Raw genomic sequence first — 23,146 nt, 5'->3', positions numbered from 1 at the left:
CAGTATAACTACTTATCGAGAGCGACCGAGGGATTAGGCCCAACGACGTCCGGCAACCACCTATTAGGAACGGTGCCACATCCTACAGAATGATTTTCATTCTGAGAGATAAGTTACGAAATCTTACACTTTCGTCGCTTTTTTCTGGTTGCTCTGCTACTAGGAAAAAGCGACTTTTTTTGTATGAGGAGATGAGCGGATGATTGAATTCAAACACATTACAAAACGGTTCGTCCGAGACCGGACCCCGATTTTTGCATTACGGGATGTCGATTTAACGATCCAAAAAGGAGAAATCTTCGGGATCATCGGTGAGTCCGGTGCCGGTAAAAGTACATTGCTTCGTCTCATCAACGGGCTTGAGCATCCGACACAAGGAACCGTCAAGGTCGACGGTGTCTCGCTCGGCGGGATGCCAAAATCGGAACTACGTCAACTTCGCTTGCGGACAGGAATGATCTTTCAGCATTTTCAACTGATCCAATCGCGCAACGTCGCGGATAATATCGCTTTTGCGCTCAAGGCGGCTGGTGTCAAACGCGCAGATTTTCCGGAGCGAATTCGCGAACTCGTCTCACTCGTCGGCCTTGAAGGATTTGAGACGAACTTCCCGAGCCAATTAAGCGGTGGTCAGAAACAGCGCGTCGGGATTGCCCGGGCACTCGCGAATGATCCGACCGTCCTGTTATGTGACGAAGCAACCTCTGCCCTTGACCCCGTTACGACACTACAGATCCTTGAACTGTTGAAGGATTTGAATGAACGACTCGGATTGACGATCGTCCTCATCACGCATGAGATTGATGTCGTCAAACAGATTTGTCATCGTGTCGCGGTCATGTCGCAAGGAGAGGTCGTCGAAGTCGCCTCTACTTATGACTTGTTCAGCCAAGCCAAACATCCGGTCACACAACATTATGTCGACACGGCATTACAAATCGAGCTACCGGAACGCATCTTACAGGCAACACCGGGTAAGATCATCCGCTTGCAATTTACGGGCGAGAAGACCGGTGAGAGTACATTATCGGAAGCAATCCGCCGTTACGATATTTCAGTCAGCATCTTGCACGGCAAGGTCGACTATATTCAAGACGTCGCCTTCGGTGTTCTGATCGTCAGCTTGACGGGATCTCCTGATCAAATCGCTCCTGCCCTCGACTGGCTCGCGACGGAACTTCATGCTCTCGAGGTGATTCAGGATGTGGCTTGATCGTATTCAAACGATGTTACCCGAGTTGTTGAAGGCGCTCGGTGAGACGGCATGGATGGTCGGAATTTCACTTGCTTTTGCATTGGTCATCGGGATTCCGCTCGGGATTCTCTTGTTCGTCACCGATCGCGGTTTATTCTTTCAAAACCTTGCCGTCCGACGTGTCCTTGACTTCGTCGTCAACATCGTCCGGTCCTTACCGTTCATCATCTTGCTTGTTGCCCTTATTCCATTAACGAAGTTCTTACTCGATAATACGATTGGTCCGACGGCTGCATCCGTCAGCCTCAGTGTCGCAGCGATTCCGTTTCTTGCACGACTCGTCGAGACGTCACTACGTGAAATTCCGCCCGGTTTGATTGAAGCAGCGGAAGCCTGCGGGGCGAAACCCTTGCGGATCATCGTCAGCGTCCTTTTACCGGAAGCACTTCCCGGCATCATTCAAGGCATCACGCTAACGACGATCAGTCTGATTGGCTTCTCGGCAATGGCTGGGATCGTCGGCGGCGGTGGTGTCGGTGACCTCGCGATCCGTTTCGGCTACTATCGCTATGATAATTTCATCATGATCGTGACAATCGTCGTCCTCATCGTCATCGTCCAAAGCATTCAAGCACTTGGGAATCAACTGGCGCGAAAAACAGATAAACGCTAATCATACATACAAAGGGAGAGTAGAATTATGAAAAAACGATATGCCTTTTTAGCAACAGCCTTACTCGGTGCAGGAGTCCTCGCAGGATGCGGAGATAGCAGCGCTGATGAAAAAGACAAGACGATTAAGATCGGTGCGACAAGCGGTCCGTATAGCGATATGGTCAAACAAGCGATTCAACCACAACTCGAAAAGAAAGGCTATAAAGTCGAAATCGTCGAATTCAGCGATTACATCCAACCGAACATCGCCCTCGGTAGCGGAAACATCGACGCCAACTTGTTCCAACACTCGATCTATCTCAAGACGTTCTCTAAAGAAAAGAACCTCGACTTAAAAGGACTCATCACGGTTCCGACAGCACCGATGGGACTATACAGCAAGACAGCGAAGACGCTTGACGACGTCAAGACAGGTGCTGAAGTTGCAACGCCGAATGATCCGACGAACCAAGCACGGGCACTGAACTTGCTTGCGGAACAAGGGTGGATTGAACTCAAGCCGGACGCTGATCCACTGACCGTTTCAGAAAAAGATATCGTCAAGAATCCGAAGAAACTCGTCATCAAACCACTCGAAGCGGCTCAACTGCCACGCGCCGTCGAAAGTGTCGATATCTCAGCCGTTCCAGGAAACTTCGCACTTGCTGCGAAATTCGACTTACTCGATGCGTTAGCGCTTGAGACGATGGACGAACAATACCGTAACCTCGTCGCTGTCCAAACGAAAGATGCGGACAAGCAAGTCGCAAAAGACTTAAAAGCAGCCGTCGAATCGGACGCTTTCAATACAGTCATCGAAAAATCATTCAAAGGCTTCAGCAAGCCTGAATGGGCAAACTGATAAAAAATGACCGGAATTCAAGGAGAGATACTCTCTTTGAATTCCGGTCATTTTGTGTTAGAACCGATACCACATCAGTTCTTCATCATGATAGGTATCATCGATTTTCAGCGCCCGTGGTTCGATCGCGTATGATTCAAAACTAAGCGACCGATAGAGAGCTTTAGCGGCTTCATTCGTCCGGACGACCGAGAGATGAACCTGCTCGATCCAAGGACGTTCCTGTAATGCTTGTAATGCCTCTTGTACCAATTGCCGTCCAATCTGTTGTTTTCGGACGCGTGGCGTGACGTACATCGCAAATAAATCGGCTCGATGTCGCATCTTGAACGGCTCGGAGCAGACGATGGTGACGACACCAACGAGTTCTCCTTCATGAAACGCACCGAACGTCGCTGCTTGTTCGTTCTGAAAGCGCATAGCATATTGCTCGATCGGTCGATCTTTTTCCACTTCATAATCGGACCCGAACGCTTCCGGATGATTTTGCAACGCTTCTAATCGCAACGCTTTATAGAGTACTGCATCTTCTGCATTCAATTGACGTATTTCCAAATGCTCCACCTCCTGCCTTTAGTGTAAAACAGATCGCCTCATGAAAAAGAGGACGACATCGCGAAATATCGTCCCCCATTCTTCTATTTAAGGCGTCCGGAAATTAATCGTGAAGTATGGCGCATTACTTCGGAATGCCACACCGACATCTGCTTGCTTGTACTCTTTTTTCAGAATGTTTTCCCGGTGCCCTTTTGAATTCATTAAGCCCCAATGTGCTGCAAAGACATTTGGATAGCCCATTGATAGATTTTCACCAGCATAGCTGAACGTAATACCTTCACGCTTCATTCGGTCAAACGGATCACGTCCTTGCGGATCTGTATGCGAGAAGAAGTTGTTCTTCGCCATATTTTCGCTATGCCCGCGTGTCACTGGCTTTAATGCCGTATACGGAGCTAACGGATTCAACTTATAGTCAGCCCGTTCCCAATTCATCAAACGAAGCATCAATTTTTCATCTGTTGTACGTAAAGCATTCGAAGCGGTACCGTAGAAACCTTTTTTCTTTGCTTCAACGTCTTTTGGAATTGCAAGTGTCGCTTTGACCTTATTGCCATCATGTTGGTCGAAGAAATAGGTGACGTAATTCCCCTTCTTCTCATAGACGGCTGCATGATCCAGATTCAACATGTAGTTCGTGTTGCCTTTACGGTAGGACTTCACTGCGGTCCACCCTTTTTTCTTCAGCGACGATTCAGTATCCTTGTTCAAGACCGCCCCTTGCGTCGTTATACCATTTTTAAATCGGTACTTCCCATACTCTTTCCCGTCTTTCGTCAACGAAACGAATTCCTCACTCGCAGTTCGCCTGACTTCCCAGTCATAACCTGGGTATTCACTGCTGTATCGATCAATCAGCTTGCCACCGCTTTTCGGATAATCGGCTTCTGCTTGTTCCATTGGAATGTTCTCGTAGCCGAAAAAAGCTACTGCTGCTACTCCGATGATCAACCATTTTTTCATGTCTTCGTTTCGCCTCCTTTAATCATTACCTTTATTTTAAAAGAAAATGATTCTTCCGAACAGTTATTGGCTCTTAATTGTTAAAATCACATCTTACGTCCACAAATTCGACACATTTTATGAGAACGTTCTCATATTAGTAAAATGCTTTAGTGATGAGGATTCTTAAAAGTATTTAGTACATATTCTAAACCATCTTCCCCTTTTCTTAAAATGTGTGAACATTCTTTTATTTCGTCATTCAAGATTTTTGATTGCTCTCGGAATTCCTACTCGGTATCATTAGAATTCGTAAGCCAAACTTTCAATGCTTTTCCAAATAACATAATGAAATGAAGGAGTTGACCTATGGTTTTACTGTATTTCATTTATGAGTCCATCGCCTTTTTACCAATTCAGCAATACTTATTTTCTGGATGGATGATTCTCGTAGCTTTGACCGTATCGTTTAGTTTAGCTAATGCGCACGAAGATGTCCGATTGAATCAACGCCTCGGTTTCGAATTACTTGTTCCCGGTTCTGGAATGCTACTTTCTAAAAAATTCATTCCCGGTCTTGCTATCATTCTATTTTTGATCTTGATCCACTTCACGTATATGTTCCGCGTCATCCCTCTCCCTATCGCTTTAATCTCAACACTCTCGATTAGCATGCTTTCTCTTTTCTCACTCTTTTTACCGTCACGCAAAAAAGCGGACCATTAAGTCCGCTTTTCATCATAATACCGTTCAATTACTGATATTTTTTAGTCTCTTTTAATTGGCATAGGTTAACAAGCTCTAACCAAATCGTTTTTCCTTTTTTCGTCTTCACTTGAATATATGGTCGGTCTTGCGATACACGTAGTGCGAGTAACTCACCTTGTTGCTCTCCAGTTGTTCCGCTCGCTTTTAGCCAATGACGACCTAATTTCCATTCGAGGAAAATGTGTTTTCCTTTTTGAACGGCACGCCACTTTCCGATTTCTGCAACTCCTTTGACTGGTACTACCGTTTCTGCACCTTGAATCGAGATGATCGCCGGATCGTGGTCACTCGCGCTACCATCTGCTTCCATATACTCCGAGTTGATGTTGACAATATCAGAAGACGTATAACGTTTTAAGTTATTCGAGATCAAGATGTGATCAAGCACCTGAGCATTTCCGTTATAGACGTAAGAGTAACGCTCGGATTCTGGAAGATCGTCGACTGTGTTCCAGAGGTTTTTCCCTTTCAGGATATTTAACGTTTCTGAGAACTGGAAGTCATTGAGGTCACCGAGGACGACGACATTCGAGTCTTTGACTTCCGTCTTCAACTCAGAGACGAAGTTTTGGACGATGTTCGCAATCGCATGACGCTGGACTTCACTCTTACGCACGACCGGTTGGTTTTTACCGAAGTCTGCTCCATCGCCACCTTTAGAGTTGAAGTGGTTGACGATGACATGGTACGAATCACCGTTGAAGAGGAATTCCGCGACGAGTGGTTTCCGTGAACTGGCAAAGTTCGGATCCGTCGGTTGAATACGACCTGGGTTTTTCGTCAGCTTGCCGTTTTCGACTGCAACAGCTTCCGTTGCGCCACCTTTTTCTCCTGGTGCGAGTGATACACGTGCTGGATTGTAAAGGAATCCGACACGGATGTTTCCGCCCGGCTGTCCACCGTCCTTCTTGTCTTCTGGTGCAATGTCCGTATAGGCATACCGGACACCTGTTTTCGCTTCGATTGCTGCAATCAATGTCTCGAATGATTTCGAAGCGTCAACTGTTCCGCTATCCGTTGCACCATCGTTATCCTGCATCTCTGTCAAACCGACGATGTCCGGCGTTTTCAGGAATGTCGCGATGCCTTCTGAGACACGATCGACTTTTCCAGCATCCGCTGTTGAGGCGAAGTTCTCGACGTTGTAAGAAGCGACAGTCAATCGTGATTTACCTGTTTCGATGTTCGTCGGTTGACGATCCGCTTCGCGCGTGACGAGTTTCGGAAGGTCCGCTGCTTTGGCGAGTACTTTGTATGCCGAATAGTTATAGCTCATGACGCCTTCGATTGTTCCATCAAATGTATCACCAGCTTTCGCCCGGTACGACGAACTGCCCATCTCGACAAAGAGACGCTCTGGGTTGACGTTGTCCTTCGTCAGGATTGGTGTGCCACGTTTTGTGTAGACCTTGTTTGCGTCTGTTTGTGTCCGAACTGGGATCGTTCGGTTTGCTTGCGGTCCGGTGACGATCGCGTTCGGTAAAGCAACACGCATGCCTTCTAAGCTTTCGTATAAATCGATCGCATCTTCTTTTGGATCAAACTGCGCGAAGGAATCATTGTCGACGACTTGTGTCGGAATCAAGACCCCTTTATCACCAAGAACGATACTTGCTGGTAAGCCTTCATTAAGCGCACCTTTCACGAGATTGACCGTACTGATTTCCGTGACAGCAAGGTCTGTATCTGCTTTATCGCTGTATCCACCAAGCAACCACTCTTTGACATATCCTGTCGTCGCGACCTTTTGTCCAACGGCAGCACCATGGTTTTTCGCGTAGACGAGAATCCCTTCCGATGTCCGGCTGTCATTATCCGGATTCGGATCCTGCATGTAGAAGTTGTTCGCATCGACGACATACGTGACGACACCTGTCGTCCGGACGAGCTGGTCTGCATAAGGCGACGTATGCGCAACGCCTTGAATGCTGCTGATTTTCGTGATTGGTGGTGCGATATAGTACTTGAATGTCGAGACAGCTGACGTTTTACCATCCTTGACGGCAACCGCTTGAATCGTCACTTCGTCGTTGATCGTGATCGGTGACGTGTACACTGGACTGTCGACAGTTGGTGTCGAACCATCGACCGTATAATGGATCGTTCCTTCACCTGACAATGTCACTTGATCCCCACGCTCGACTTCACCGACTGGAGTAGCCGTTGGTGCTGCGAGAACATCGCCCGCTTCTGTCTGATGGCTTCCGAGATTCGTCAGTGTATCAACCAGGAAGCTTGTCCACTGTGATGGTTCGTACGTTTTAGCACCAGACGTGACGCCCGCATTCCGAACGAGTGTCGTATCTTTTGCGAAATCAGCTGACGAACCGATTGGTCCAATGATATCAAGGACGACATCGCCCTTTTTCAATGCAACCGGATCATTTCCGTTGAAGTTCAATGATCCCGTCGTCAATTGTGCTTTTGCTTTGATGTCCGCATTCGCACTCGAGTTCGCGATGACGAACGTCTTCCCTGGATCCACTTTCCCCGAAAGTGTGATTTTCGCTTCTGACGGTCCACCGTTCGTGTATTGAACAAGAGTATAGTCTGCTAAATCAATAATTTGCCCCGACCCATTGTATAGCTCGATTGCCTTGTTATTACTTGTTCCTTCTATGTATTCAGACAAGATGACGCCTTCGCCTTCTGCCCCGACAAGACCCGCTTGTGGAAGGATTCCTGCTGTTAATACTCCGGCCAATGCCCACTTTCCAAACGTACTGCCGTATTTCATGATGAGACCCCCTATTGAATTTTCTGACACTTCTTCATAATATCAGATTATATTCTCAATAGTGTATATTTTTCGTAAAAAAAGATACCATCCTTCGTAAATGAAAGAAATGGTATCGCTTACAACTATTCAATGTTCGTCTTTGTGACTTTCGTACCATTTTTCAGCTTGCGATGTCGCGATCGGAATGGCGCGTCCCTCTTCATAGCCGTCTTTTAATAAAGCGTTCGCGATCTCGATCGCTTTCTTTCGAAGCGGCGGATCAAAGTTCTTGAATGACTCCGGATAGTCGTTCTCATTCCATGGCATGTCGTCACCCCCTTCTTTCAGCATTACCCGAAAAAAGGCACAAAAAAAACGCCTCATCAGCGTGTCGTTGTTTTTGGTTGTCATGAGAATCGAGGATTACAGGTGATCAAAACACCTGAAACGACGAAAGCCCTACCTCTCTTTCGTTGTTACGGCTCCTTGGCCGCGCCAGCTGAATCAAGCATTTTAGCAAGAATCGTGATGCGTCTGCAACGGACGCATGATACTGGGATTTTTAGAAATAGCTCGGGAATGAGCGGAAAAGTATCGATTGGAAGGTTTATCTTGCTGGGTCAACTTCTCCTCGTAGTATGAAGAAGGACAAAATAAAAGCGATGACTTATGTCTGACTCATTTGTCAGTAGCGGTCTAAAAATCCTGACCTGTCGATTTAATTGTATGATATGGATTGAAGATTCTCACATGAGTGATCATCCCCGATTCATGACTTATAATAATCTATCACACTTTTATTTATAAAGTCAATCTTTCTTTTTAAAAATCGTTTTTGTTCATGTTGGAATCTGAGTTGCAACTACCATCAAAGCCGAGTATCGTGAAGAGGACTCATTACTATAGAAGAAACGAGGGAAATCCATCATGTCGAATCGACTTATCCATGAAACGAGTCCCTACCTATTGCAACACGCTCATCAGCCTGTCGATTGGTACCCGTGGGGCGAAGACGCCTTTACTGCCGCACGGGAGACTGGCAAGCCAATCTTTTTATCAATTGGTTATTCGACGTGCCATTGGTGCCATGTGTTGTCTCACGAAAGCTTCGAGGATGAAGAAACGGCACACCTCTTAAACGAACGCTTCATCGCAATCAAAGTCGACCGGGAAGAACGTCCTGACATCGACCACTTGTACATGACAGCGGCTCAAGTCATGAACGGACAAGGTGGCTGGCCGCTAAGTGTCTTCATGACAGCGGATCAGCAACCGTTTTATATCGGGACGTATTTTCCGAAAACGCCTCAATTCAATCGACCAAGTTTTCGTCAGGTGACACTCCAACTCAGCGAACAATTCCGGCGTTCACCAGATAAAATCGCCCAAGTCGGTCAGAACATGTCACAGACGCTCCGCGACGTATTGCAGCCTGCGACGTCTACCCGTGCTTGGGATGAATCCATCATTCACGACACCTTTGATCAAGCGATGCGACAATTTGACCGTCAACACGGTGGATTCGGAGAAGCACCGAAATTTCCGTCGCCTGCCCTGCTCCGTTTCTTACTCGATTATTATCAGTTCACAGAAGACGAGACAGCGCTCCACATGGTCATGCGATCGCTAATCGCGATGCGTGACGGCGGGATGACGGATCAAGTCGGCTACGGATTGTTTCGTTACACGGTCGATGCCAAATGGGAAATTCCTCATTTCGAGAAGATGCTGTACGACAATGCTTGGTTCGCGACAGTATGCATCGAAACCTACCAAGCATCTGGTCAGACTCGCTTCCGTCGCTACGCGGAAGAAGTACTGACATTCGTAGAACAGGAGCTGACCGCACCGGACGGCACCTTCTATGCCGCACTGGATGCGGATAGTGAAGGGGGCGAGGGACATTTTTATACGTTCACGGCAGCTGAACTGACTGACTTGCTCGGACCAGACGCACTGTTCCCGCGCTTCTACCACGCTTCACCATCAGGAAATTTCGAAGGACGAAACGTCTTTTACCGGACGGGACGAACACTTGAGGCATTCGCACGTTCTGTTCACTTGTCGCCTGCTGAAACAGCGGTGCAACTCGAACGTGAGCGCCAGCTTCTCCTTCGTGCGCGAAATGAACGTTCGCGTCCATTTCGCGATGATAAACGGTTGACCTCATGGAACGCGATGATGATCTCGACGTTCGCTAAAGCCGGTCGTGTCTTTGGTGAACCGCATTATACACGTGTTGCCACGCGTGCGATGACCTCACTCGAACGATTCGTTCGTACTGAACAACACCTTGCTGTTCATTACCGAGATGGACGAGCGACTGGTCACGGTTTCCTTGATGACTATGCGTACTTGATCGATGCACATCTTGAATTATTTCAGTCCACACACCACGCTCTCCATTTAAAGGAAGCTTTAGCATTCGCAGACGTGTTGCAAGATCAATTCCAAACAGCAGATGGTTATTTTTATCTGACCTCGTCCCGCTCCGATGAGCTACTCGTTCGTCCACTCGATCTGTATGATGGGGTCACACCGGCCGGAAATAGCGTTGCCTTGAACGCCTTCTTCACGCTCAGTCGCCTCACCGGGCGTCTCGTTTATCAGGAAAGTGCCGAACGGGCGCTCACAGCTTTAATCGAAGAAGTTGAGCAACAACCAACCGGATTCGCCTCACTTGTCAGTACCTTTACCTACCGGCAGATGGAACCGAAGGAATTGATTATCTTGATTCCGGAAGGCGTAGACATCCCGCTCGAAATCAAGCAACTGCAACAGTTACGGTTACCGGAAGTTGCGTTGTTGATCGGTAAGAAAGGTGAGCTGATGCCGCACGTCCCTCTCCTCGCGGAATATCCAGAACCAGACGAGCCAACGGCGTATTTCTGTCATGATTTTGCTTGTGAACGCCCGACGACGAATTTAACAGAAATCCTCGCACGTCTCAATATCTGACCCTATTCCCTCTTGTTTAAAAAAACAGGAGGGTTTTTCAAAAAACCAGACCCCTTTTTTCAAAAAAATCCAATATTTTCTTCATAAAAATCCGATATGGTCGATAGTAGGAATAGGCATAAGTACGTACACCTTAGACTAGACATCCTAGAAGCCGATTCCGTCCGCTTGGACGAATATCTACTAGGAGGAAAGATACTTTGAATACGACATTCATCTCGAAACCTTTGAAGGTGTTCGCGAGTCTTCTTATCGTGTTTAGCATCATCCTATCATCTCTACCGATAGTGAACGCAGAGACAACGAAAGTAACGGCTTACCGTCTATCAGCAGATACGAATCTGTACGATAAGACGACATCTTCACGGAAACGCTTGTTGACGATCAAGACCGGAACGGTCGTTTCATCCGCATATGATGCCGGAAGCTACAAAAAAGTAACATATGGCGGAAAAACGGGATATGTCGCTTCAAAATATTTAGTGTTGTATGAGAAAAAGCAAGCAATCTCTGGACAACGCTACATCGTCTCTACGAATACGGCGATTAAAAGTGCGGCACGTGCGACAGCAACGACGATTGGTACATTGCAGCAAAAAGATGCGTATTATACGACCCAACGGATCACTGATCCATATGGTAAGACGTGGTACCGCCTGAACTACGCAGGAAAAACAGGATATGTTCCGTCGGGTGCAACTCCTGTTTCCTATCAAAAGATTGCGAACGAAACATTACGTACGACGGATACGTACACACTACGTACCTATGCAGGAACGGGTTATCCAAAAATTGAATCGATTCCAGTTGGGACAAACGTTGAAGTAGTCGGAAAAATCGACGGCTGGTATAGCGTTCGTCACGGGAAGAACAGTGGATACATGCATCGTGACGCTTTTTTGCAAGTTTCTAAACAAAGCGTCAAAACGATTCCTACTACACGTGTTCTCTTGAAAAAATCCGTCGAAATCAAGGCATCTGCCGCTTCGACGAGTAAAACGATTGCTTCGTTAAAAACAGGCGATGTGTATTACACGACGACACTCGTAACGGATTCACAAGGTAATGCGTGGCATAAAATCAAAAAGGATGGTCTAACTGGTTATCTTTTAGCGAATCAAGGAGCGCCCGTGAATTACGAAAGTCTGACGAACATGTCTTTCGTCACAACAGCCAAAACGACGATTCGCTCTTATGCAGGTAGTTCGTATGCAGGGATCAAGTCGATTCCTTCCGGTGCTAAACCACTCGTCTCAGGTCGAATCGGAACATGGTATCGCGTCACGTATGATGGGGTGACGGGATATGCGTCAGCTTCGACGTTCAAGACGACTGCTATCGTTCAAAAAATTTCGGGCACACGCTTCTCCGTCACATCCTCTGCCGATATCTTAGCGGCTCCTGAAGCAGATGCGCTCAAAATCGCTACGCTTCAAGAGGGTGATATCTATTACACGACACGCCTCGTCACACTCGGCTCTAAAAAATGGTATCAGATTGCAAAAGACGGAAAGACCGGTTACATCGCTTACGGAACAGGAGAAAAAGTCTCCTATCAAGCGGATGTCGTGACGATGAAGACAACCGATATCACAAAATTGAAATCCTATGCTGGCGTGTCTTACGCGTCCATCACATCCATCCCAAGCGGAACCAAAGTATCCGTAACAGGATCCATCAATGAATGGTACCGTGTGACATATGCGGGAAAAATCGGATACGTGCATCAGGATGATTTGAACGAATATATCGTGACGTCTACGATCTCAGCAGCCCGTTATGTATTAAATACATCCACCGATGTCAAAACGACGTATCAGGCGGATGCTGATACATGGAAGACGCTAAAAGATGGAGACGCCTATTATACGACGCGCCTTGTCACGAACGGTCATGGTCAGTCGTGGCATCGTATTTCAGTGGACGGGCAAACAGGATACATCCGAGCCAACCAAGGAAGTCCGATTTCATACCGTAAGATTTCAGCCCATCGCTATAAGACGGTAAAAGCGGCTTCTCTTCAGTCATACGCTGGTCCGACATATAGCGAAATCGCTTCACTGCCAAACGGAACGATCGTGCAGGTGAATGGTTCGATCGGGACATGGATGAACGTAAGTGTTAATGGAAAAACAGGGTATATCGATGGGGCTCTTTTAACACCTTATACAGAAACGAAAAAGATTAGTGGCGCTCGTTTCCTCGCGAACGAGAACTTAATCATTCGAAATTCACCTTTAGAAGAAGCAACAGCACTTACTACACTAGCTAAAGGAAACGTCTACTACACGACTTCACTGATTACATCGCATACGAACAAACAATGGCATAAGGTAACGATCAACGGACAAACCGGATATGTCGATACGAACGCATCTACAAGTAAGATTGACTATGTATCGAAAGATTCGTTATACGTCCGAGCTACCAGTCCTACTCCGCTTCGCTCGTATGTCGGTAGTTCTTACCAAGTCGTGACGACGATTCCTTCGAACGTCGTTGTCAACGTAACCGGACAAATCGGACAATGGTATAAGATTTCCTATCAAGGTAAATCAGGCTATGCGTATAATGGAACACTCGTGACGACATCTTCAAAACTAAATGTCTACAACTCCATCGCGACGCCGTATACATTTGATACCTTCATCAGTACTCAAATGAAGTTAAATCCTTCACCACAAACGGATTTATATAAAAACAAGATGATGTATGTCAGCTCGATGTATGTTCGATTCGGTGGATCGGAAGACCCGGTCAATGGTACACTCGCGACCGTATCGTCAACGACACCACTCAACATTCGATCGGGTGCGGCGACGGATAGCCATATTTATGGACAATTCCAGCCGAAGCAGATGATTAAGGTCTATCAACGAATCGGTGATTTCTATACGACGTATCCACGCGTCTATACATCTTCAACCGGATACTGGACACTCGGTTGGATGAACGCACTCGAGTCCGATGTCCGAAACGTAGCAGATCCATTAAAAGTCAGTCGCTCTTCTAAGGAATTTTTCCAATTCCTTGACTTATCGAAGACGACAGGTGCATCTGCCGCAACATTAGATAAGATCATCAGTACAAAAGGTATCTTTGGTAAATGTACGACCGGAAGCTGTGGACAAGCATTCATCGACGCTGGTACAGCCTTTTCCGTCAACGAAATCTACTTGATTTCCCACGCGCTACTTGAGACAGGAAATGGAACGTCGACTTTAGCGAATGGTGTTATGTGGAATGGAAAAATGGTCTACAACATGTATGGTATCGGTGCTGTCGATTCAGATCCAATCAACGGTGGAGCAAGAACAGCATACGAAAAAGGATGGTTCACACCAGAAGCAGCCATCATGGGGGGCGCCGAATTCATCGGAACCCAGTATATTCATCATGCATACAATCAAAATACGCTCTATAAGATGCGCTGGAATCCAATGAATCCAGGTCGTCATCAATACGCGACAGACATGGGATGGGCAGCCAAACAAACGACTCGCATCTACGATTTATATCAACAGATGGATAGTTACACTGCTGTCTTCGATATCCCGGTATTTGCTCGTTAAGGAAACATCTCTCGTATAATTCAACGCAAAAAGAAAGACCGTTCCGGTGATCATCGGAACGGTCTTTCTTTTTTGATTCATAAGATGAAATTCGTGATGGTGCGAAGAGAACCCCTGCATTTACGCGGAAGAGCCCCCTAGCGTTCCATGTCATCGGCAACGATTTGGATATCGATCCCTCTGACATGACGCATGATTTCATTGATGATTGATCCGCGCCGGATTTCCTGCCAACGGGTCCGCGCAGATTGACCAAGGACGATTTGAGTGATGCGATGATGTTTCGCGGCAGCTGTGATCGCTTGAGCGATCGAGCGCTCCCCTTGAATCCGGATCAACACTTCCGCTCCGAATAAGGCACCGCTCTCGCGTACCATCGCCAAGACTTCCTTCTGCTTCACATTCAATTGATTTTCCGCTGCCGGTAAGATCGTTAAAACATACAGTTCTGCCTTCAATCGACTTGCCATCCGGAAACCACGGTAAATCAACTTCCGCGCATTGTCATTGAGCTGGATACAGACGAGAATTCGTTCTTGTAACGACGCCGGATCCTTTTCAATCAACAAGCGTGATTGATAGACTTGATCGTCGACTTCGTCCGCGACCTGACGTAACGATAGCTCCCGTAAGCTCGCAAGATTCTGAAGCGAGAAGAACGAATTCAAGCTCTGTTCAATCTTTTCCTTCTTATAAATCTTTCCTTGCTCGAGTCGTTCCCGTAACGTCTGTGGCGTGACGTCGACGAGTAGAATCTCATCGGCTTCACCGAGAAACGGATCCGGGATGCGTTCCCGAACCTCGACGCCCGTCACTTCTTTGACCTTAAAGAGCAAGCTTTCGAAATGCTGGATGTTGACGGCCGAATAGACATTAATTCCTGCTTCAAGCAGTGCTGCGACATCTTGATAGCGTTTCTTTCGTACCGATCCTGGCGCATTCGTATGCGCCAGTTCATCGATCAGTACGATATCCGGGCGACGGGCAATGATCGCGTCCACGTTCACCTCAGGGAATGTCTTGTCCTTATAGACGACTTCGAGTAGCGGGACCTGTTCGAGCTGTCCGACCATCTCCGCCGTCTCTTTTCGACCATGCGTCTCAATCAGACCGATGACGACATCCTTACCCTCAAGCGTCAATGTTCGTGCATCGGCAAGCATCTTATACGTCTTTCCGACACCAGGAGCTGAGCCGATGTACAGCTTCAGCTTTCCTCGTGTCATGACTTACTCCGATCAAGTGCTAAGTTCAAGCGCAGGACATTGACGTAATCATGGGTTCCTGCTTCCTTCGTGATTAACTTTCGTACTTCTTCACGCGACAGGTCGCGTGCGGTTGCGATACGCTTCGCCTGAACCAAAGCATAATCGACTGAGATGTGCGGATCGAAGCCAGAACCGGATGTCACGAGGGCATCGTCCGGAAGCGAAGCGCCGTCCACTTGGTTCTGTTTCTGTAATTCCGCCATCTTCGTGCCAAGCTCCGGGTTCGATGCTGCTAGGTTATCCCCAGCAGACGCTCCCGCTAATTGATCGACCGCTGATGGACGTCCGTGAAAATACTGTTTCGACGTGAATGGCTGCGCAATCAATTCCGATCCGATGAATTTTCCGTTTTCTTGCACTAAAGAACCTTCAGCTTTATCCGGTACGAGTAGTTGACCGAACAGGGTCAATAAAGCGGGAAAGACGATCCCGCATAACGCCGTGACGAAGACCGTCACACGAATGGCTTGTTTCATGATTCGTTTTCTCCTTAGAGGATGCTTGCAAGCAAGACATCGATGATTTTAATCCCAATGAACGGTACGACGACACCGCCAAGACCGTAGATCAGCAAGTTACGACCGAGTAATTGATCCGCCGTCATCGGTTTGTAGGTAACCCCCCGCATTGCGAGTGGAATCAACATCGGAATGATGATCGCATTGAAGATCAAGGCAGACAAGATTGCACTCGTCGGGGAATCAAGACGCATGATATTGAGCACTTCCATCTGCGGGATCGCCACCATGAACATTGCCGGGATGATCGCGAAATATTTCGCGACATCGTTTGCGATCGAGAACGTCGTCAACGCCCCTCGTGTCATCAAGAGCTGTTTCCCGATTTCGACGACTTCGATGATCTTCGTCGGATTCGAATCGAGATCGATCATGTTCGCTGCTTCTTTTGCGGCCTGAGTTCCGCTGTTCATCGCCAGACCGACGTCTGCCTGAGCGAGTGCTGGTGCATCATTCGTTCCGTCTCCTGTCATCGCGACGAGGTGACCGGCTGCTTGTTCCTGCTGGATGACACGAATCTTGTCTTCCGGCTTACATTCGGCAACGAAATCATCGACGCCTGCTTCGCGGGCAATCGTTGCTGCCGTCAACGGGTTGTCACCCGTACACATGACCGTCTTGATACCCATCTCACGCAACCGATCGAATCGTTCACGCATGCCCGGTTTCACCGTATCTTTCAAATAGATGACGCCAAGGATCGTTGCGTCGATCGCAACGACGAGTGGTGTTCCGCCAAGACGAGAGACCGCATCTACTTTCTCTTGCAAATCATTTGGAATAGCGCCGCCTTGTTCCTTGACCCATTCTTGAATCGCTTGCCCCGCCCCTTTCCGTACATGGCGTCCATCTCTTAAGTCGAGTCCGGACATTCGTGTCTCTGCGCGGAACGGTACGATTTCCGCTCCATCTAACCAATGTTGTTCCACCGGCATCGCCCGTAATTCAGCGAGTTCAAGAACAGAACGACCTTCTGGCGTCTCATCAGCGAGTGAGGCAAGAATTGCCCCCTCGAACGCCTGCTCAGCAGTGCGTCCACCGACTGGCGTGATCTCCGACGCCATCCGGTTACCGAACGTGATCGTTCCTGTTTTGTCCAGGATGATCGTTTGGATATCGCCTGCTGCTTCGACCGCCTTCCCGCTCATCGCGATGACGTTGAAGCGGGTGACGCGGTCCATCCCGGCGATGCCGATTGCAGACAATAATCCACCGATCGTCGTCGGAATCAAACAGACGAGTAAGGCGATTAAGATTGGACCAGGAAGACTGAATCCAAGGTAGTTCGTAAAGACGGGTAATGTCATGACGACGAGTAAGAAAATCAATGTCAAGCTCGTCAAGAGCGTTGATAACGCGAGTTCGTTCGGTGTCTTCTGACGGCTCGCTCCTTCGACGAGGGCAATCATCTGATCGAGGAATGATTCTCCTGGATTACTCGTGATTCGGACTTCGATCTCATCACTGACGACGAGTGTACCGCCGATGACCGAGGAGAAATCACCGCCTGCTTCCTTAATGACGGGTGCGGATTCACCGGTAATCGCTGATTCATCAATCGAAGCAAGTCCTTTGATGATTTCACCGTCCCCCGGTACATACTCCCCTGCTCGGACGAAGACGATATCGCCCTTGCGGAGTGTCGCAGACGAGACGCTTTGAATCAGTTGTCCAACACGTTTACGTGCCATGACATCTGCTTTTGAAGCTTTCAGTGAGTCCGCCTGGGCTTTCCCGCGTCCTTCCGCGATCGATTCCGCAAAGTTCGCGAATAAGACCGTCAGGAAGAGAATAATGCTGACCGTTAAGTTAAAGCCACGCATCTCATCAATGAAAATCGTATAGCCGATTGCGAGCAAGCAACCAATCCAGACGACAAACATGATTGGTTGTTTGACCATATTGACGGGATTTAATTTTTTAAAGGCATCGATTGTCGCTTGACGCGCGATCGAGCCACTGATTGCTGATTTGGATTGGTGTTCCGGCTCCCCGTTCGGTTGGTGTTCCTCGGGCGTCGGATGCATGATTCGTTCCATCATATGCTTTTATCTCCTGTTCACATCGTCAGCCAATCCGCGACCGGTCCAAGTACGAGCACTGGCAAGAATGTCAATGCACCGACGAGTACGACCGTACCGAGGAAGACTGTTCCGAAGAGTGGTGTGTCTGTCTTAAACGAAAATTCATCTTGCGGAACCGATTGCTTCGCTTTAAGCGAACCCACGATCGCAAGCATCAAGATCAAAGGGATGTAGCGTCCGAAGAACAACGCAAATGACGTCGAGACGTTCCAGTAGACGTTTGCGTCGCCGAGTCCTTCAAAACCGGATCCGTTGTTCGCCGTCGCGGACGTGAACTCATACAAGACTTGCGACAGTCCGTGATAACCTGGGTTCGAGATACCGGCGACACCTGGTGCAGCGTACATCGAGATTGCTGTTCCGACGAGAATCAGGAATGGCGGCACGAGTAGCGCGATCGCGATCATCTTCACTTCAAACGTCTCGATTTTCTTCCCGAGGAACGTCGGTGTCCGACCGATCAAGAGACCTGTCAGGAAGACCGCGACAAAAGCATAAAGCAAGACGTTCAGGAATCCTGCTCCTGCTCCACCGTAAACCACGTTGAGCATCATATTGCCGAGCTGGATTAATCCTGCAAGCGGATGCAGTGAGTCATGCATCGCGTTGACCGCACCGGTTTCAGCTGCCGTCGTGATCGAACTGTAGAGCGCCGTTCCGATTTGACCAAACCGTAATTCCTGACCATGCGCCGTTGGATTCGCAAGTAGGCTACCTGCCATCCCAATCGTCATCATGATGAAGAGAAGCGTCATGACACTAAGGAACAGTCGTCCTTGTTTCGCTGAACCGATGATTTTGCCGTAAGCGATCGGAAGAGACATCGGAATCAGTAGCATCAAGAACATCTGGATGAAGTTGACGAACTGGTTCGGATTCTCGAATGGATGCGCTCCGTTGGCACCAAAGAAACCACCACCGTTGTTCCCGAGCTGTTTGATGACTTCAAAAGCAGCAACCGGTCCACGGTAAATCAACTGCTTCGCTCCTTCGAGCGTCGTGACGCTGACTGCTCCTCCGAATGTCTGCGGTACACCGAGTAGAATCATCGCTAAACCGAAGACGAACGAAATCGGTAAGAGGATTCGGAAGATGAAGCGGAAGAAGTCGGCATAGAAGTTACCGAGTGGTTTATTCGCAAGTCCACGAATGACAGCGATACAGACCGTGAATGCCATCGTCGGAGCGACGAATAACATCGTTCCGAGGACAAACGTCTGCGAGAGATACGAGAGTGCCTCACCCGAATAGTGTTGTTGATCGGTATTCGTCATAAAACTAATCGTCGTATGAAGCGCCGTCGACCAGTCGAGGTTCGCAGCACCGTTCGGATTTAAAGGTAGAATACCTTGGAAACGAAGCAATAAATAACCACCGATGAAAAATAACAAGTTGACGAGCAAAAGGCTCTTCGAATAGCCGACCCACGATTGATCGTGTTTCTTTTCATCAACGCCGAGTAACAACAAGAGTCGTCGTTCGACCTTACCGATTGTATCGACCCGACGCTCTGCGACAGGTGCGAAGTATATCCCGATGTATCGACCAAGCAAGACCGCCGCGCAAAGTGCGATGACGAGTAGGATCCAAAATTGGATCATGAATTGAGTCCACATGTTTTTCTTTTCTCCCTATGCGATTAGAATTTTTCTGGATACATCAGACAATAACCGAGATACAAGAAGACGAGGCAGCCCGTCGCCAGTAAAAACCATGTCATTTGCGGTCACCTGCTCTCCACTGGACACGCTCGATCAGATGAATCATCCCGAACGTCGTACCGAAGAAGAAGGCAAGTAGTAAGATACTCCACAGCTCTCCCATCATGAAATTACCCCCATATTATTCAATATTTTTACAATTAAACACGACAAAAAGGCGATGTGAGGCGAAAAACGGCCCCAGCATCGCCTTAATAACTTGGCATACTGAAAAAGAGTCGTTCCCTCCTAAAAACGCCTGCGAGGTTAGCTGTCGGATTCGGGCATACCTAGGAATTAGCCCTACCTTTCCCGTTCGGAAAGGATTCACCCCGTGTCACGGTTCGTGACGGTTGGGTCCCCCGCTTCAATCATGAATTCGGCGTACTTTGAGATCGAAGCATTAACATGTTAGTGTTCGTTGATGAGATGGATATTACTCCGATTTTTTACGGTTGTAAATAGAAAAGTTGAAAAAAAAATAGTCTGATTTTTTAATGACTTACTTTCTAAAAATAGTGTTTTTCGTCCCTATGCTATAGAAGAAAAAAAACCGCAGAAATCGATTCTTTCATCTAAAATGGAAGAGCTCCTTTTTAGATTGAATCGCTCTGCGGTTTCATGAGCAAACCAGAATTATGATTGCTGATTCATTTTGGCATGGACCGTCAAAGGAGCTAGCATCGTCACCCATAGGGCGACCACTCCAGAAACAAGAATCACAATATCGCGTTCGAATCCAAGCGTCAGTAACGTGATACAACTACCGACGAGGACGAGACAAAGCGTCGCGATCATGACGAACCGCGATTGTTTCAACATTTTTCTCATGTGGCATCTCTCCTTTCCTTCCATATTCCTTTTCATCGTAACAAAGATTGATATCAAATGCGTCGATGACACTTGATTGTGATGTTTCTGTCATCTCGCAAGTAATGATAGCAGACGACAGGAAAACAGATTTGTTACACTGAAAGGGCAGTTAAAAAAGGAGGAATCGATATGCTACAGGACCATTCATTTCAACGCGTCGACGGAACGTCGGCATCCTTAAGTGACTATCCCGCTCAAGCGTGGCTAATCGTCAATACAGCCAGCAAATGTGGCTTGACGCCACAGTTCGAAGGACTCGAGCAATTGCATCAAGATTATCGTTCGCAAGGATTGACCGTGCTTGGTTTCCCGTGTAATCAGTTCGCGAATCAAGACCCGGGAACAGACGAAGAGATCCAGTCGTTCTGCCAAGTCAACTACGGTGTGACGTTCCCCGTCTTTTCAAAAATCGATGTCAACGGTGAGCAGGCTCATCCGTTATTTGAAGAACTGAAAGCACAAGCACCAACGACGGACGGTGCAACAGACATCGAGTGGAATTTTACGAAATTTCTCGTGACCCGTGATGGAGAAGTGACACGATTCTCTCCAAAAACGAACCCGACGGATTTGACGGCAGCAATTGAACGATTGCTCGTTCAAGTCTAAAAAACAAGCTCCCGTTCCTTCAAGAGAGAAGGAACGGGAGCTTGTTTTCATGTTGTTCCCGGCTCAAGATGACGGCTGATCATCTCTTCTGCTAATCGTTTGACGTCATCGATATCGCGCATTTCCGTGAACGGATGTCCCCAGACGATCAACTCTTCGATTTCCTCAATCGGTTGCGTCGTGTGCCGCGTTCCATCGGCAACGAAGTCGCGGGCAATCGTCGATTCGAAAGCAGCATATTTCAAGAGCCACGGTTTCTCACTTAAGATTTTTTGCGCATGTTTCGCTTGCTTGAACGTTACATCGCCGACGAGCACGACAGGATCGAATCGTTCATGAAGCGGATGCGTGTATTGAACAGAGATCAGCAATCCATGTTGATTCGTTTTTTCCTGTTGCCGGACATACGTCCGAGTTAAAAAGTGCGGTACGAGTGACTCCGCACTTTCCTTCGTCTGATGGATGCTCAGACCATGTTCTGTTTGGACGACTTCCGGGAGAACCGGTTCGTATCCACGATTCGCTAGTTGTTGATCGAGCTCTTTGAATAACAGCAAGGTATGTTCGACCAGTGCTCGGACTTGGCGAAACGATAATTGGATCGATTGATTGATCATACGATGACCTACCTTCTCTAAAAGTATGGCAATATACAGTTATTTACCCAAACTTTTCCGACTTCACCCCTGTTCCCACGAAAGTTCTTTTAGCCAGATCGATGTCTGTTCTGTTAAGCGAGCAAACGTCTGCTCTTTGTCTAACGTGACGGGTCGATCGACATGAATCGATCGACAGTCCAGCGCACCGGATATCTTTTCTTCGACGATACCAGCAAGAATAAGACACGGAACTTGAGCGATTCCAGCAGATCGCACGATTTCTCCTGTTATTTTCCCTAATTGACTTTGGCGATCGACTTTCCCTTCACCAGTCCAGACATAATCTGCTTTCTGTAATCGTTCTTCGAATCCTATATATGCGAGGATGGACTGGGCACCGGATACGATCGTTCCCCCGACAGCATGAATCGCACCACCTAGTCCTCCTGCGGCTCCTGCACCTTGAATATCTTCTAGCTTGAGAATCGCTTCCATTTCTTTCAATCGTTTATCTAAACAATCAATCTCATTTCGTCGCAACCCTTTTTGGGGTCCAAATAGATATGCTGGACCGTCTTCACCAGAGTAATGTGAACGAACATCAACCAATGCCTCCAATGAAAATAGAGCGTCTATACATGTCAGTCGTCGCGTCTCGACTAACGGATTCGTTTGAAACCGAATCGGATGATTTTTCTCATCTCGTAAAGAACATCCCATTTCATGTAAAAAACCTAGCTCGCCATCTGTCGTTCCTGTTCCTCCGAGAGCGACCCGAATCTTTGTCATGCCTTTTTGGCGTAATGTTTGGACGAGATGACCGACTCCCTTGGTGTGTAACAAAAACGGATCGTCTGTTTTACGTCTCATCGCTAGTCCGCATATCTGTGCGACTTCAACGACGGCTTCCTGTTCATATTGTGCATACATCACTTCACAAGGACGTCCGGCTAAATCCACCGTCCACTCGGTCCGCATCTCATAGCCACCTGCAGCGTACACGGCGATTGTTCCTTCTCCTCCATCAGCGACAGGCGATTGATCGATGATCGCGGATGGGTCCTGTTGAAGAATACCTGCAGCGACAGCCTCTGCCGCTTCTTTCGAAGAGAGGCTTCCTTTGAACGTATCCATTAAAATCAAATGACGCATTCTTCGCACCTTCTTTATAAATTAATCCACCTTTTTCTGTAACCACTTACATTGACTTTTATGGTATGTTATTGTGTGTCGAAAATACCATTTACTTCTTTTTTACGTCTTAGGA

The 23,146-nt window shown here is 47.7% G+C and carries 18 protein-coding genes and 2 riboswitches; of the genes, 7 read left to right on the top strand and 11 right to left on the bottom strand.

Annotated features, from left to right (window positions below; all coding sequences use genetic code 11):
- Positions 1 to 9 precede the first annotated feature (9 nt).
- Positions 10 to 115: riboswitch (SAM riboswitch) on the top strand.
- A gap of 84 nt (positions 116 to 199) precedes the next feature.
- Genes ACHWTJ_RS03000 through ACHWTJ_RS02990 form a run of 3 tightly spaced genes read left to right on the top strand, consistent with a single transcriptional unit; the run spans position 200 to position 2,711 of the window.
- Positions 200 to 1,213 carry a methionine ABC transporter ATP-binding protein gene (locus ACHWTJ_RS03000; RefSeq protein WP_294744906.1) on the top strand — a complete coding sequence of 338 codons (1,014 nt, stop codon included), beginning with the start codon at positions 200 to 202 and terminating at the stop codon, positions 1,211 to 1,213.
- Positions 1,203 to 1,868: a methionine ABC transporter permease gene (locus ACHWTJ_RS02995; RefSeq protein ID WP_294744905.1), complete on the top strand. Its 666-nt coding sequence runs from the start codon at positions 1,203 to 1,205 to the stop codon at positions 1,866 to 1,868. The genes ACHWTJ_RS03000 and ACHWTJ_RS02995 overlap by 11 nt, the downstream gene beginning before the upstream one ends.
- A 27-nt stretch (positions 1,869 to 1,895) precedes the next feature.
- Entirely contained in the window at positions 1,896 to 2,711 is an 816-nt protein-coding gene (locus tag ACHWTJ_RS02990; RefSeq protein ID WP_064299347.1) for a MetQ/NlpA family ABC transporter substrate-binding protein, read from the top strand.
- 57 nt (positions 2,712 to 2,768) lie between these two features.
- On the opposite strand, the gene ACHWTJ_RS02985 is transcribed toward ACHWTJ_RS02990, so the two are convergent.
- Both ACHWTJ_RS02985 and ACHWTJ_RS02980 read right to left on the bottom strand, forming a co-directional pair.
- Positions 2,769 to 3,266: a GNAT family N-acetyltransferase gene (locus tag ACHWTJ_RS02985; protein ID WP_294744015.1), complete on the bottom strand. Its 498-nt coding sequence runs from the start codon at positions 3,264 to 3,266 to the stop codon at positions 2,769 to 2,771.
- Between the two features lie 87 nt (positions 3,267 to 3,353).
- The gene (locus ACHWTJ_RS02980) at positions 3,354 to 4,232 is read right to left on the bottom strand and encodes a CAP domain-containing protein (protein ID WP_394679091.1); all 879 of its coding nucleotides are present in this window, start codon (positions 4,230 to 4,232) and stop codon (positions 3,354 to 3,356) included.
- A 348-nt stretch (positions 4,233 to 4,580) separates the two neighbouring features.
- Here ACHWTJ_RS02980 and ACHWTJ_RS02975 point away from each other — a divergent pair, with 348 nt between their 5' ends.
- Positions 4,581 to 4,937, top strand: a complete 357-nt coding sequence (locus ACHWTJ_RS02975; protein ID WP_294744018.1) for a hypothetical protein — start codon at positions 4,581 to 4,583, stop codon at positions 4,935 to 4,937.
- Positions 4,938 to 4,965: 28 nt separating this feature from the next.
- On the opposite strand, the gene ACHWTJ_RS02970 is transcribed toward ACHWTJ_RS02975, so the two are convergent.
- Entirely contained in the window at positions 4,966 to 7,716 is a 2,751-nt protein-coding gene (locus ACHWTJ_RS02970) for an FN3 associated domain-containing protein (protein ID WP_394679090.1), read from the bottom strand.
- 129 nt (positions 7,717 to 7,845) lie between these two features.
- Positions 7,846 to 8,025 carry a hypothetical protein gene (locus ACHWTJ_RS02965; protein ID WP_294744022.1) on the bottom strand — a complete coding sequence of 60 codons (180 nt, stop codon included), beginning with the start codon at positions 8,023 to 8,025 and terminating at the stop codon, positions 7,846 to 7,848.
- A 600-nt stretch (positions 8,026 to 8,625) separates the two neighbouring features.
- Between ACHWTJ_RS02965 and ACHWTJ_RS02960 the strand changes: the two genes are divergently transcribed.
- Together ACHWTJ_RS02960 and ACHWTJ_RS02955 are read left to right on the top strand one after the other, a co-directional pair.
- Positions 8,626 to 10,656: a thioredoxin domain-containing protein gene (locus ACHWTJ_RS02960; protein WP_294744024.1), complete on the top strand. Its 2,031-nt coding sequence runs from the start codon at positions 8,626 to 8,628 to the stop codon at positions 10,654 to 10,656.
- A gap of 200 nt (positions 10,657 to 10,856) precedes the next feature.
- Positions 10,857 to 14,228, top strand: a complete 3,372-nt coding sequence (locus ACHWTJ_RS02955) for an SH3 domain-containing protein (protein ID WP_294744892.1) — start codon at positions 10,857 to 10,859, stop codon at positions 14,226 to 14,228.
- A gap of 137 nt (positions 14,229 to 14,365) precedes the next feature.
- Here the strand turns inward: ACHWTJ_RS02955 and ACHWTJ_RS02950 are convergent, their stop codons facing one another.
- The 5 genes from ACHWTJ_RS02950 to ACHWTJ_RS02930 form a co-directional block, all read right to left on the bottom strand.
- Entirely contained in the window at positions 14,366 to 15,454 is a 1,089-nt protein-coding gene (locus tag ACHWTJ_RS02950) for a universal stress protein (protein ID WP_294744028.1), read from the bottom strand.
- A complete protein-coding gene (kdpC, locus tag ACHWTJ_RS02945; protein ID WP_023469375.1) occupies positions 15,451 to 15,972 on the bottom strand; it encodes a K(+)-transporting ATPase subunit C in 522 nt (173 codons plus the stop codon). Before kdpC ends, ACHWTJ_RS02950 begins: the two co-directional genes overlap by 4 nt.
- Positions 15,973 to 15,986: 14 nt before the next feature.
- Positions 15,987 to 18,053 carry a potassium-transporting ATPase subunit KdpB gene (gene kdpB, locus ACHWTJ_RS02940; protein WP_394679825.1) on the bottom strand — a complete coding sequence of 689 codons (2,067 nt, stop codon included), beginning with the start codon at positions 18,051 to 18,053 and terminating at the stop codon, positions 15,987 to 15,989.
- Between the two features lie 20 nt (positions 18,054 to 18,073).
- The gene (gene kdpA / locus ACHWTJ_RS02935; RefSeq protein WP_394679089.1) at positions 18,074 to 19,714 is read right to left on the bottom strand and encodes a potassium-transporting ATPase subunit KdpA; all 1,641 of its coding nucleotides are present in this window, start codon (positions 19,712 to 19,714) and stop codon (positions 18,074 to 18,076) included.
- 325 nt (positions 19,715 to 20,039) lie between these two features.
- Positions 20,040 to 20,193: riboswitch (cyclic di-AMP (ydaO/yuaA leader) on the bottom strand.
- Between the two features lie 241 nt (positions 20,194 to 20,434).
- Complete coding sequence (locus ACHWTJ_RS02930) at positions 20,435 to 20,629, bottom strand: hypothetical protein (protein WP_023469379.1); 195 nt, start codon at positions 20,627 to 20,629, stop codon at positions 20,435 to 20,437.
- A gap of 171 nt (positions 20,630 to 20,800) precedes the next feature.
- Between ACHWTJ_RS02930 and ACHWTJ_RS02925 the strand changes: the two genes are divergently transcribed.
- Positions 20,801 to 21,280, top strand: coding sequence for a glutathione peroxidase (locus ACHWTJ_RS02925; protein WP_023469380.1), 480 nt, complete (start codon positions 20,801 to 20,803; stop codon positions 21,278 to 21,280).
- 47 nt (positions 21,281 to 21,327) lie between these two features.
- Here the strand turns inward: ACHWTJ_RS02925 and ACHWTJ_RS02920 are convergent, their stop codons facing one another.
- Entirely contained in the window at positions 21,328 to 21,897 is a 570-nt protein-coding gene (locus tag ACHWTJ_RS02920) for a hypothetical protein (RefSeq protein WP_294744036.1), read from the bottom strand.
- 63 nt (positions 21,898 to 21,960) lie between these two features.
- Entirely contained in the window at positions 21,961 to 23,031 is a 1,071-nt protein-coding gene (locus ACHWTJ_RS02915; RefSeq protein ID WP_394679088.1) for a glycerate kinase, read from the bottom strand.
- Between the last annotated feature and the right edge of the window lie 115 nt (positions 23,032 to 23,146).

Source organism: uncultured Exiguobacterium sp. (assembly GCF_964277885.1).
In the GTDB taxonomy this organism is placed as follows: domain Bacteria; phylum Bacillota; class Bacilli; order Exiguobacteriales; family Exiguobacteriaceae; genus Exiguobacterium_A.
Note: the sequence above shows the minus strand (reverse complement) of the source record. Positions and strands in the feature narration are given on the sequence as shown.